General features: G+C 37.0%; 15 protein-coding genes, 1 tRNA gene and 1 CRISPR repeat array. Of the genes, 9 read left to right on the forward strand and 7 right to left on the reverse strand.

The window, feature by feature from the left end:
* Positions 1–66 precede the first annotated feature (66 nt).
* Positions 67–711, forward strand: coding sequence for a transposase (locus A9Y75_RS01915; RefSeq protein ID WP_071187714.1), 645 nt, complete (start codon positions 67–69; stop codon positions 709–711).
* A gap of 92 nt (positions 712–803) precedes the next feature.
* On the opposite strand, the gene A9Y75_RS01920 is transcribed toward A9Y75_RS01915, so the two are convergent.
* The gene (locus tag A9Y75_RS01920; RefSeq protein WP_071187715.1) at positions 804–1682 is read right to left on the reverse strand and encodes an STAS-like domain-containing protein; all 879 of its coding nucleotides are present in this window, start codon (positions 1680–1682) and stop codon (positions 804–806) included.
* A 42-nt stretch (positions 1683–1724) separates the two neighbouring features.
* Positions 1725–2057, reverse strand: a complete 333-nt coding sequence (locus A9Y75_RS01925) for a hypothetical protein (protein WP_071187716.1) — start codon at positions 2055–2057, stop codon at positions 1725–1727.
* 97 nt (positions 2058–2154) lie between these two features.
* Here A9Y75_RS01925 and A9Y75_RS27145 point away from each other — a divergent pair, with 97 nt between their 5' ends.
* A complete protein-coding gene (locus tag A9Y75_RS27145) occupies positions 2155–2388 on the forward strand; it encodes a hypothetical protein (protein ID WP_143046341.1) in 234 nt (77 codons plus the stop codon).
* On the opposite strand, the gene A9Y75_RS01930 is transcribed toward A9Y75_RS27145, so the two are convergent.
* Both A9Y75_RS01930 and A9Y75_RS01935 read right to left on the reverse strand, forming a co-directional pair.
* Positions 2383–2724 carry a type II toxin-antitoxin system RelE/ParE family toxin gene (locus tag A9Y75_RS01930; protein WP_071187718.1) on the reverse strand — a complete coding sequence of 114 codons (342 nt, stop codon included), beginning with the start codon at positions 2722–2724 and terminating at the stop codon, positions 2383–2385. The two genes, A9Y75_RS27145 and A9Y75_RS01930, sit on opposite strands and share 6 nt — an antisense overlap.
* Entirely contained in the window at positions 2708–2998 is a 291-nt protein-coding gene (locus tag A9Y75_RS01935) for a type II toxin-antitoxin system Phd/YefM family antitoxin (protein WP_236721303.1), read from the reverse strand. Before A9Y75_RS01935 ends, A9Y75_RS01930 begins: the two co-directional genes overlap by 17 nt.
* Positions 2999–3190: 192 nt before the next feature.
* On the opposite strand from A9Y75_RS01935, the gene A9Y75_RS01940 reads away from it, so the two are divergent.
* The 3 genes from A9Y75_RS01940 to A9Y75_RS01950 are packed head-to-tail and all read left to right on the forward strand — an operon-like array spanning position 3191 to position 4238.
* Positions 3191–3610, forward strand: coding sequence for a XisH family protein (locus A9Y75_RS01940; protein WP_071187719.1), 420 nt, complete (start codon positions 3191–3193; stop codon positions 3608–3610).
* Positions 3598–3933, forward strand: a complete 336-nt coding sequence (locus tag A9Y75_RS01945; RefSeq protein WP_071187721.1) for a XisI protein — start codon at positions 3598–3600, stop codon at positions 3931–3933. Before A9Y75_RS01940 ends, A9Y75_RS01945 begins: the two co-directional genes overlap by 13 nt.
* A 14-nt stretch (positions 3934–3947) precedes the next feature.
* Positions 3948–4238: a HigA family addiction module antitoxin gene (locus tag A9Y75_RS01950; RefSeq protein WP_071187723.1), complete on the forward strand. Its 291-nt coding sequence runs from the start codon at positions 3948–3950 to the stop codon at positions 4236–4238.
* A gap of 245 nt (positions 4239–4483) precedes the next feature.
* Here the strand turns inward: A9Y75_RS01950 and A9Y75_RS27150 are convergent, their stop codons facing one another.
* Positions 4484–4654: a ssl1498 family light-harvesting-like protein gene (locus tag A9Y75_RS27150; protein ID WP_143046342.1), complete on the reverse strand. Its 171-nt coding sequence runs from the start codon at positions 4652–4654 to the stop codon at positions 4484–4486.
* 367 nt (positions 4655–5021) lie between these two features.
* A tRNA-Val gene (locus A9Y75_RS01955) sits at positions 5022–5094 on the reverse strand.
* A gap of 144 nt (positions 5095–5238) precedes the next feature.
* Between A9Y75_RS01955 and A9Y75_RS01960 the strand changes: the two genes are divergently transcribed.
* The 4 genes from A9Y75_RS01960 to A9Y75_RS01975 all read left to right on the forward strand — a co-directional run bounded on the left by A9Y75_RS01960 (position 5239) and on the right by A9Y75_RS01975 (position 9114).
* Entirely contained in the window at positions 5239–5838 is a 600-nt protein-coding gene (locus A9Y75_RS01960) for a metal-binding protein (protein WP_071187725.1), read from the forward strand.
* A 23-nt stretch (positions 5839–5861) separates the two neighbouring features.
* Positions 5862–6662 (forward strand): nucleoside triphosphate pyrophosphohydrolase, encoded by an 801-nt coding sequence (gene mazG / locus A9Y75_RS01965; protein WP_071187727.1) that lies wholly within the window; start codon positions 5862–5864, stop codon positions 6660–6662.
* Positions 6663–6848: 186 nt separating this feature from the next.
* Positions 6849–8156, forward strand: coding sequence for a glutamate-5-semialdehyde dehydrogenase (locus A9Y75_RS01970; protein WP_071187729.1), 1308 nt, complete (start codon positions 6849–6851; stop codon positions 8154–8156).
* Between the two features lie 118 nt (positions 8157–8274).
* Positions 8275–9114 (forward strand): DUF4351 domain-containing protein, encoded by an 840-nt coding sequence (locus A9Y75_RS01975; RefSeq protein ID WP_071187730.1) that lies wholly within the window; start codon positions 8275–8277, stop codon positions 9112–9114.
* 668 nt (positions 9115–9782) lie between these two features.
* Positions 9783–10337: a CRISPR direct-repeat array (repeat unit 36 nt; unit sequence CTTTCCAAACCAACTTCCCCGCAAGGGGATGGAAAC).
* A 91-nt stretch (positions 10338–10428) separates the two neighbouring features.
* Here A9Y75_RS01975 and A9Y75_RS01985 read toward each other — a convergent pair.
* Positions 10429–11844, reverse strand: a complete 1416-nt coding sequence (locus A9Y75_RS01985; protein WP_071187733.1) for an isochorismate synthase — start codon at positions 11842–11844, stop codon at positions 10429–10431.
* Positions 11845–12194: the final 350 nt, after the last annotated feature.

The raw sequence follows: 12194 nt of genomic DNA on the forward strand, positions 1-12194 counted from the left end.
TGATTTGTTACAAATTACATAACCAACATTTTTATAAATCACAATTTTTCACATCATATTAAAACCATGACATTATTCAAAAATAAATATAGGGTTGAATCAACGAGATTACCAGAACGTGATTATTCACAAAACGGTTGGTATTTTGTTACGATATGCACTTATGAACGTGAATGGTTATTTGGTGATGTTGTAAATGGTCAAGTTCGTTTATCAACAATTGGTCAAATAGCACAAAAATTTTGGGCTGAAATTCCTCAACATTCTAAACATACATATATAGATGCTTATGTGATTATGCCCAATCATGTACACGGAATTATTGTCATTGATAATCCTGAATCTAAAGAAATTTCCCCAAGTAAAGACGTTACCCAATGTAGAGACGTTCCATGGAACGTCTCTACAAAATCGGATGCGGATGATAATTCTACAAAATTGGATGATGATTTTGATGATACAGATGTTTATCAAAATTTGTCGAAAATGTCCCCCAAAGCAGGTTCTTTAAGTGTAATTATTAGGTCATATAAAGCTGCTGTTACCCGTTGGTGTAATATGAATGGGTATCCTAATTTTGCTTGGCAACAGCGATTTTTTGATAAAATTATTCGTGCTGATGGATCTGTGGATAAGATTAGGGAATATATTATTAATAATCCTCTTAAATGGGATTATGACAAGAATAACTCATCAGGTTTATGGATGTGATATCAGATTTTATAAAGATGTGATATCCATAATGTAGAGACGTTCCATGGAACGTCTCTACATTAAATTAAAATTGATAATAATTACTTATTTTAGTTATTTTTTTCAATACTATTCATCATTCTTTGAGCTACTGATCTATGTAGAATAGCTTGAGATACTTCATTCATATTTTTTATTCTAATAATACTTTGAAATCCATAAAAACCATATAGAACAACAAGTTTACCAATAAATTCATCAGCAAAGCTGGAAGAAATAAGTCCCATTTCTGAGAAATCTAGAACAATTCGTGAAGTACCCATATTAATTATGTTAATCACGGATGTACGAATTTTTTCTCCAGCAATTCTTGTACCAGATCCAGATGTATGATCCTTAATTAAAATACAATGTTCACCTGTATCATTTTCTAAATTTTCTAGAAATAAATTTACAGGTTGGTAGCCACCAAGAGCAGCTTTTATATCAATATCCTGACTCACATCAATTTGGAAATCAATAATTGTACCCTGATGATTTTTATCTATAAAAGGAATTTTAGGAAATGATTTAGATTCATTATTTCGTATCAATAATGAACCAGAACCAGACGTAATACTTAGACTTCCACTATTATCTTTAATGATTTCTAATAAACCCCAGAGTCCATTACCCTGATTGGTTGTCTTGTCTCTAGTTATACCTTCTTTAACAGCCATAGTTATAGCATCAACAGGTGATTTTGGTTTATGAACAGATTGAGAAAGAGAACCATAAATTCCAATACCAGTATCAGCAATACACACAGCTAATCGCTTACGTTCAGGATGTACTTGAACCATAGCAAAACCCTCAGGGGCTTGAGAATGATCAAAAACATTTCCCATTACTTCATCTAAACACCATTTAAAAGCCTCTAAAACCCCAGGGTTACATTGTATTCTTTCTCTAATAGCTCTTATCAATGCTGATGCTAGTTGATGTTCCATGACATCATCTTGAAATTTCCATATTTTTGATAAAGGATCTATTTAATTTGTTAAGATATTGGCAGTTGCAGGTAATGGATCATTAAAATTTACTTTTGTAAGTATAGTAGGTTGATCATATAAATCTATATTAATATCAAGATTTCTGTAATGCTGAATTATAGCAGCTATGGGTACAGCAGAATTAGGAAAAACACCTTTAACATCTGGAAAAACAACTGATATATTTTTATAACCATTTTTACGTATGCTAAATAAAGCTCGAATAAACTGGCTTACACATTTTGGATGGTTTAGCTTTTCTATAATGATACAATCATCATCTCTCCAAACAGAAAGTCTATCTTGTTCCTGGTTAAAACTATTTGAATTCATGGTTTAGTAATGCGGATGAGATGATATTAGCTATATTAAAAAATTATGTGCATATTTACAAACAGTATAATTATGCAAAATGATAACAAGTTTGTTAATGAAGCTACGTAGGATGCGATCGCTGTTTGGGGATGTGGGGATGCGATCGCTGTTTTGGGAATGTAGGGAGTGCGATCGCTTTTGGGGATGTTGGGAGTGCGATCGCTTTTGGGGTTTGGGGGTGCGATCGCTGTTGGGGATGTTGGAAGTGCGATCGCTTTTAGGGGTTTTGGGAGTGCGATCGCTTTTGGGATGTGGGAGTGCGATCGCTATTGAGTGTCAAATTTTATAATTCATCTCCTAATAAATCCTGTATATTTTCCAATCTCTGCTGAGAACCATGACGAACACGATGAATATATACAACTCCTTCCTCTTCCTCCAGGTTTTGAACCGTAAATAAAATCAAAAATTGTTTTTGATAAAGAAGTTGTCGAACATCAATTCCCATATACTGACTTTCTATAGCTAAAGAACAACGTTGTGGAAGATTTTCCAACGTCAGCATAATTTCATAACATCCCCGCACCCAACGAAAAGCTCTTTCTTGTGAATCTTCTTTTATCCACAGGAAAATACTCTCAATATCAGCAATAGCAGTAGGTGAAATCTCAATCCGGTATGCCATACTTTTCCTTAAATTCTGCAAATGCTTGATTTAAGGGCATACCCTCACCTTGTTTAAACTCATTTATACTTTGACGGATCTTAGCAACAGATTCCAGTAATTCTAGTCTATCAATCAGTTTTTGATAACTTTCAGCATCCTGAACCACAGCAGCAGCTTTACCATTTACAGTCAGCACAATGGGAGATTTAGTTTCTTTTAACTTATCCAGAAACATCTTTGCTCCCCGCTGAAATTCTGATAAGGGGTGAATATCGCTTAGGCTAAACATCATAATTTCAATAAATTATTTGATAATTTCATGTTAATTGTATGAAAATACTTTGTCAAGGGAAGATATAGCTGTTTTGGGGGTGTTTGGGGTGCGATAGCGTATCCCTGACGGGAGTGCCTTGCACTCAGCGCGACCTAGGAATCGCTTCCTGGTACTGTAATTATAGAATAAGCAATATAATGATAGATATGTATGTCAGCTAAAGATATTTTTCATGGAGTTGTCAAAATAGCTTTACAAAAAGATGGTTGGCAAGTTACTAATGACCCACTTACAATTAGTGTGGGAGGAGTTAATCTTTCTATTGATTTAGCCGCAGAAAAGCTGATAGCCGCAGAACGGGAAGGACAAAAAATTGCAGTCGAAGTCAAAAGTTTTTTAGAAAGATCGTCTGCTATTTCCGAATTTCATACAGCATTAGGACAATTTATTAATTATCGAGGTGCATTGAGAAAGTTACAACCGGAGCGTGTTTTATATTTAGCAGTTCCTTTAACAACTTACAAAACATTTTTTCAACTTGATTTTCCCAAAGATATGATATCAGAGAATCAGTTAAAAATGCTTGTTTATGATGTAGAGCAAGAGGTAATTTTTAAATGGATATATTAACTAGATATCGCCAGCTTGTACAACAAATATTACGGGAATATAGTAAGCAAAAACCAGCTTACGGTAATATAGAAGTTGAGACAATTTTTGATACAGAACGTGACCATTATCAAATAGTTCATGTCGGTTGGGAAGGTCAAGATTGGGTACATAGTTGTATCATTCATATTGATATTAAAGGTGGCAAAATTTGGCTGCAATGGAATGGGACGGAGGATGATATTGCTGCTGATTTAGTAGCTGCGGGAGTGAGTAAAGAGGATATTGTGTTAGGTTTTCAGTCTCCTTTTATGAGGCAATTTACAGAATATGCTGTTAGTTAAAATATTTAAGGATTATGAATAATTTGCAAGATATTACTCAAGATAGATTAGTAAGACCAATACATCCTGGTGAAGTAATTGCCGATATTTTAGATGATTTAGATATTAATCCTAGCAATTTTGCAGAAATTTTAGGAGTATCTAATCAAATAATTCAGGAAATTATTAATGGTGAAAAATCCATTACAGTAGATATTGCAATTCGTCTTGGTAAAGCTTTAGGAAATGGACATAGACTTTGGTTGAATCTTCAGCAAAAAGTTGATGTCTGGGATGCTTTGCAAAGTCATCAAGTAAGAATATAAGTAAGTAACAATAGCGAAATACGACCTAGTAATCGCTGTTTTGGGGATATGAGGAATGCGATCGCGCAAGCGCGGACTTGTCAGTTCGCTGTTGGGGATGTTGGGATGCGATAGCGAAGCTGACCGAAGGTATCGGAGGGTTGGATGAAAGAAAATTAAGCAATAAAAAACCCCGGCGAAACTAACCGAGGTTTATAGGAGAAATAAGAATGACGATTTAGACACTAATACCAAAACTAAAAATATTAACTAACTCCTAACGCAATTAAAACTATAGATGAGACGAATAAAATAGCTACTGCACCTTTAAAGGCGTAGCGTCTTTGTTGCTCTTTAGTTGGATATTCTGCGTAGTAAAGTTTTGGCTCGGTAGAGTAGTTATTGAGAATGCCGTTTTCGTTAATGGTGGTATACATAATGTTTTTCTTTTGGGTTGTTACTTTATGTAAACAAATATAACAAGTTTGTTACGAACTGTCAATAGAAATTGACAAAAAATAATAGATGGCGTTAATAGGGCTTGCTTATCAGCGATGGGGAAGAAACACGGCTATACACACAAGACATGAAGTGGCTTCCCGGAGGAAGGCCGCCTGTGCTGGTTTCCAGAGGAAATGTAACACAAGCGGGATTAAAAGTATATAAACAAAATTCGTATTGCATATTAAAAAATTAATGCAATTATGTCTTGTCAAGACTAAACGGCTTTATTGCCATAAAAAAAATAGCAGCTCACAAATTAATTGCAAACTGCTATCTTTAGAATTTTATTTTTACTTTAAATGGGCAGTACCAGACTCGAACTGATGACATCCTGCTTGTAAGGCAGGCGCTCTACCAACTGAGCTAACCGCCCGTTTTTCTCACTTATTTAATATAGCATGGTGTTTTGGAATTTTGCAAGTGTTTGGGAAATTTTTTTTGTATATGCTTTTAAGAACTATACTTACTCAGTACGAGCTAAACGCCCCGCTACCGCTAACAGCACTCAGGACTGAATATGCCTTCTGGTCAGACGCACGATCGCATTACTATCTGGTCTTTGCCATTTGTGGCGGGTGTGACAATGGTTTCCACTCGCAGCAGTAATATGACGTTGTTGGTGGCGGGGGGGTTTATGTTTGGGGGGCTGATGTTTGGCCCCGATTTGGATATTTACTCGCGTCAGTTTCAGCGTTGGGGGTTTTTGCGTTGGATTTGGCTACCTTATCAAAAGAGTCTGCGCCATCGCTCTTTTTTATCCCATGGACCGATTATTGGTACGACTTTGCGGGTGGTGTATCTGACGAGTTTTTTGGTGGTTGTGGGGCTGATAGTTTTGGTGGTTTTTGCGAAGTTGGGTAACGTAGCTTTGAACTGGGGGGAGGTTTGGAGTAGTGTGGGGCGATCGCTCTCTCTTTATTATGGAGAATTTTTGGCGCTGTTTCTTGGCTTTGAAATTGGGGCGATGAGTCATTCTCTCAGCGATTGGACTGGTTCGGCTTATAAACGTTTTCAGAAACAAGGGATTCAAGGGTTACTTCCTAATGGCAAAATTAAGAAGCGTAAACCGACGCGGGGTGTAAAGGCGGTTAAAAAACGCAGAGGTACGCAAAGGTAAACGCAGAGGGAAGGGGAGGTTTTATGGAAGGTAATGAGTCTTTGGTGGCTTTGCAGGAGTTAATTGAGGTGGTGGCGAAATTAAGATCGCCTGAAGGTTGTCCTTGGGATTTGGCACAAACGCCCCAAAGTCTTACGCCTTATGTGATTGAGGAGGCTTATGAGGTGGTTGATGCGATTCAAACTGGGGATAAAGGTGCGATCGCTGAAGAGTTAGGTGACTTATTATTACAGGTGGTGCTACAGGCGCAAATTGCTAGTGAAGCTGGTGATTTTTCTCTGCAAGATGTGGCTAAGGGTATTTCTCAAAAGTTGATTCGTCGTCATCCTCATGTTTTTGGTGATGTCAAGGTGCAAAGTATGGATGAGGTACACCAAAATTGGGAAATTATCAAAGCGGCGGAAAAGGGAGAAACTCCAGAAGCTCAAAAACTTAGTGATAAACTTAGTCGTTATCGGCGCAGTCTTCCTCCATTAAATGCAGCGATGAAGATTTCTCAAAAAGCTGCTAATGTTGGTTTTGAGTGGAATAATGTTGATGAGGTGTGGGAAAAGTTTCACGAAGAGTTAGGGGAATTTCAACAAGCTTTAGCTGAAGAAACACCAGAAAGACAAGAATCAGAATTAGGTGATTTGCTATTTGCAATTATTCAAGTTGCGAGATGGCATAATCTTGACCCCAGTGCAGGTTTGCAAGGTACAAGTCAGCGATTTATTCAGCGTTTACAAAAAATGGAGGACGTTATTGATCGTCCGCTCACAGATTATAGTGTAGAAGAATTAGATGCACTTTGGCAACAGGCAAAAGCCCAACTTGGTCATTAGATATTGTGAACAGGGAAAAAGGAAATTAACTACAAATCATCAATTTTGATCAACCCGTCTTCGGTAAACTGAATACACTGCTATCATACAGCGGATTTCAGGTGAATGAAGTACAAAAAGGTTTTAGTGCTGTAAGAAATTAGCACTGCCAAACTGACTACTACTGTAAGTAAATTTATTTTTGCCATGACTACTGTACCAGTTGTTTATTCTTTAATTCAGATCGCTCAAAAAACCCGTCAAGCTGCCAGTAAACTGGGAGTTCTTTCAACTGAGGACAAAAATCATGCTATTGAAGCGATCGCTCTGGCTTTAGAATCAGCTAGAGATGATATTCTCCAAGCAAATCTGGCTGATTGTGAAGCAGCGACAACCGCAGGAATCGCTAAACCCCTTTATAAACGGTTGCAGTTAGATGAACATAAGTTAAGAGATGCGATCGCTGGGGTGCTAGATGTTGGTAAGTTAGATGATCCTGTTGGTAAGGTGCAAATTCACCGGGAAATTGATACTGGCTTAATTCTTAAACGCATTACTTGTCCTTTGGGTGTTTTAGGAATCATTTTTGAAGCCCGTCCCGAAGCTGCAATTCAAATTGTTTCTTTAGCAATAAAATCTGGTAATGGTGTAATTCTCAAAGGTGGTAAAGAAGCTTTACGTTCTTGTGAAGCCATAGTGAAAGCCATTAAACAAGGATTATCTCACACGACTGTTAACCCCGATGCCGTGCAGTTGCTAACCACCAGAGAAGAGATTTTAGAACTTTTGCAATTAGATAAATATGTAGATTTAATTATTCCCAGAGGTTCTAATTCTTTTGTCCGGTTTGTACAGGAAAATACTCGCATTCCCGTATTAGGCCATGCTGATGGAATTTGTCATCTTTATGTAGATAAAATGGCTGATATTGCCAAAGCCATCAATATTACTGTTGATGCCAAAACTCAATATCCATCAGGTTGTAATGCCATTGAAACTTTACTAGTTCACAGCAGCATTGCTGCCGAATTCCTCCCCAACGTTGCCGCAGCTTTACAAACAGAGAATGTAGAATTAAGAGGTGATGAAAGGACTTTGCAAATTTTAGATAATATTGCGGCTGCAACGGAAACAGACTGGAAAACAGAATACAGCGATTTAATTTTATCCATTAAAATTGTTGATTCTTTAGAAGAGGCAATAACTCATATTAGCGAATATGGTTCTCGTCATACAGAAGCCATTATTACTGAAGATATAACAACAGCAGAAACATTCCAAGCTTTAGTAAATGCAGCCGGAGTTTATCATAATTGTTCAACTCGTTTTGCTGATGGTTTCCGTTATGGTTTTGGTGCAGAAGTGGGAATTAGCACTCAACAAATGCCACCTCGCGGCCCAGTTGGTTTAGAAGGTTTGATAACATATAAATATCAAATGACTGGTGATGGTCATATTGTATCTAGTTACACGGGTGCAAATGCTAAATCATTTACACATCGAGATTTGAAATAATTTTCAAGAAAATAGCGATAATAAATTTCTGGTCAGATTTTGTCTGTTTATCCGTGATTTATCATCGCTATAAAGGTGTTATGATAAAAAACACCCATTTTAACTGATTAATTATACCTTGGTTTACGACAATAGTTGCAAGTATCTCGCCGAAAAGTATCCTGGTGAATTTGCTAAATGGTTACTATCATCAGAAAGTTCAGATATCCAGGTACTGAAAACAGAACTCAATCTCGATCCCATTCGTGCTGATTCTGTGACATTTTTACAAACTTCTCAGGAAATTCTCCATTTAGAATTTCAAACCACACCAAAATCCAAACCACCACTAGATTTTAGGATGTTGGATTATTACACTAGATTGAAACGTCAATACTGGTGTCCAATTGAGCAGGTAATTATATTTCTGCAACCTAGCAATTCAGAAATTGTCTTTACTACAGAGTATGTAGATAGGAGAACCAGACACGAGTATCGAGTGATTCGTCTGTGGGAAGAAGATCCCGCACCACTGTTGACAAATCCTGGTCTTTTACCATTAGCGACATTAGCAAAAACCGATTCACCAAATACTTTGTTAAAGCAAGTCGCAGACCAGTTAGATATGATCGAAGAAAACCAGGAACGAGTCAATATCTCAACCTGTGTACAGCTTCTAGCGGGTTTGCGATTTGAAAAGGACGTAATTCGACAACTATTTCGAGAGGAAATTATGCAAGAATCTGTGATTTATCAAGATATTCTGCAAAAAGGAAAGCTGGAAGGTAAACAGGAAGGAAAACAGGAAGGAGAGGTGTTGTTAATTCTCCGTTTACTTTCTCGTCGCTTTGGTGCGGTTGATGCTGAGACAGAAGAGAGAATTAATCAGTTGTCTACAACTCAATTAGAAAGTTTAGCAGAAGCACTTTTAGATTTTTCTAATCAAGCTGATGTAATTCGCTGGTTAGAAAATTTGTAAGAAATCAGGAGTCAGGAGTCAGGAGTCAGGAGTTTGATGAAATGCAGAATAGTCCAGAAGTGAGATTTTATCAAAATCATCAAATTTGACTAAAAAAGCCTTTATTCTCCTGACTTGGAGTATTGTCTATAAAAGTGGCTCGTAATCTGTAAAAAACTTGACATTTATGGTTATTTGCTGTATACATAGAAAATGTGTCGAGGTCATCGACACCACTCGTCAGAACCTTGAAAACCGCATAACTTCGTTGACTGGTGTCGATTGCTTTTGTAGTAAGGGTTTCGACTGTTGAAATAGGCAGTTTTGATGAAATGCAGAATAGTCCAGAAGTGAGATTTTATCAAAATCATCAAATTTGACTAAAAAAGCCTTTATTCTCCTGACTTGGAGTATTGTCTATAAAAGTGGCTCGTAATCTGTAAAAAACTTGACATTTATGGTTATTTGCTGTATACATAGAAAATGTGTCGAGGTCATCGACACCACTCGTCAGAACCTTGAAAACCGCATAACTTCGTTGACTGGTGTCGATTGCTTTTGTAGTAAGGGTTTCGACTGTTGAAATAGGCAGTTTTTTATCAATAAGCACTGCTTTTTTGTCAATAAAAAAAGTGGTGTCGATTTGGGTATCTGAAACCCTTGCTCTGTAAGGTTTCTAGAAGTTAACTCTTTCCAAACCAACTTCCCCGCAAGGGGATGGAAACTCTTTAGAACTATTTCAGAAATTAAACCCAGTAAAATCTTTCCAAACCAACTTCCCCGCAAGGGGATGGAAACCAGGCCATTGCGGGGTCTGCAAAAATCGCAGATCCAACACTTTCCAAACCAACTTCCCCGCAAGGGGATGGAAACGATTGCCGTCAACGCCGACTTCTTTCAGCCAATATTCTTTCCAAACCAACTTCCCCGCAAGGGGATGGAAACGTCAAGCCAATAGCGTTCATTGACTTCGGGGAATGCGCGGCTGCTTTCCAAACCAACTTCCCCGCAAGGGGATGGAAACTGAGAGATGTTCCTGCAAAGAAAATACTATATTTTAGTGCCTTTCCAAACCAACTTCCCCGCAAGGGGATGGAAACATCTATATTGCTCAAAAATACTAGATTATTTTCGAGTCTTTCCAAACCAACTTCCCCGCAAGGGGATGGAAACCGTAGGGGTTTAGCATTGCTAAACCCCTACCGATACTTTCCCAATTCACCTCCTCTAACGGGGATGAAAACAGTCATTAATTTATTTTCTTCATACTCATAATTGGTTCTGGCATTGTATAATGCTATAACCTGCTATTTTTAAGTATCCATAAATATTCCTTCAAACCAAGGCTTTAAGTAATGCTTGAAGTTTAAGTTGTACTTCCGCAAATTCCTTATCAGGATCAGAACCGGCAACTATACCAGCACCGGCATAAAGTCTAGCGCGATTACCATCAATTAATGCCGAACGAATCCCCACAATAAACTCACAATTACCAGATCCATCTACCCAACCCAAAGGTGCTGCATATAAACCTCTTTCAAAACTTTCATAACGGCGAATTTCTGTACAAGCAATATCTCTAGCTGCACCTGCAACCGCTGGTGTAGGATGTAATTGTCCGACAATTTTTAAAGGGTGGACGTTAGCAGGAACTACGGCACTAATGGGTGTCCATAAATGCTGAATATTTGATAATTGTCGCAGACGTGGGGATAGAATTTGAGGAAATAAACCTAGTTGTGATAGACGTTGAGTAATAAAGTCTAGTACTAGTTTATGTTCATGTTTTTCTTTAGTACTATTAATTAATTTATTAGCATTTTCTGCATCTTCTCTAGGAGTTTTACCTCTGGGGGCTGAACCTGCTAAAGCATCAGTAATTAATTGTTGATTTTGAATACTAATTAAGCGTTCTGGACTAGCACCGATAAAATTTTGTCCTTTGCCGTTACTTGTAGAAAAAACATAACAATTAGGGTGGAGTTGTCGGAGATTATTTAATGACTTGAATAAATTAAAAGCATTGCTTGAACTGACATCGAGAATATCCGCTAAAACAATTTTTCTTAAATGATTAGCTTGGATTTTTTCCAAAACCGATAATACTGAATGTTTGAATTTATCTGGATTGGTAATATTCTTTTTGAGTAAGTTGACAGGAAAGATATCACTATGAAGTGAGTAATTTTCTAAAGATTGGATAATGTCAATTTTGGTTTTTATTTCTTGTAATATTGTTTGAATATTGACATCAGAATTAATAATACTATTTATGACTAAGGTACAGCATTCATTTTTTATAGCTACTTGTAAATTTGGGAGAAAAATAGTAGCAGCAGGAAATGGATAATTGGGTTGGTGATGCTGTTCAAAAAAACTGAAGCAACAAAAGAAATGAATTCCGGTAAATGGTTGACGGGTATTGCCAAAATAGATTACATTGCTTAGAGAATCTTTGATAAAGTACTCAGCTTTATTAAACCGATCTTTCCCACCAATCTCTAATTTTGCTATAGCATCAATTGCCGCAATAGCTTCACCTTTACTTTTGTTTTCAAAGTAAAAATTTAAGGTATTTGCTTGGGAAAATTTATCTAAAACAACTAAAGGATCAATTAAGTCAATTTCTAGAGAAATACTCACAATTTGCTGGGTATGATTTTCGCAGCACTTTTCCTGAACTGCTAACAGCAATTGATGCAAATCTTTATAATCTACAAAGAACCTGCTGCGACATGGTGAAATTGTCATGGATGTGTAAGTTAATTTTTTTTAAGTTATCTTCCTAAAGCGTAATAAGTCATGGTCGTATTTCTATAGGTAGCATATTCAGTGACCATTAACCAGCCTCTGACTTGCTGGGTTTTGGGGTTTCCCAGAACTGATACTATTTTTGGCTACAAAATGTAAAGCCAAGTTTTATGATCTTCAGGTTAACCAGCAATCACAAAATTAGCATTTTTTGGGAATTTACCAGCGTCAAATGTCTCGCAAGATTATAAAATCTAAACTGAGCAGTAAATTTATAGCAATTTAACTCATCACGGCTGATGACTCAAAAACAGATTTCTATCCCCAAAAATAAATTATGGCTGGGGGGG

The sequence above is a fragment of the Trichormus sp. NMC-1 genome (assembly GCF_001858025.1).
In the GTDB taxonomy this organism is placed as follows: domain Bacteria; phylum Cyanobacteriota; class Cyanobacteriia; order Cyanobacteriales; family Nostocaceae; genus Anabaena.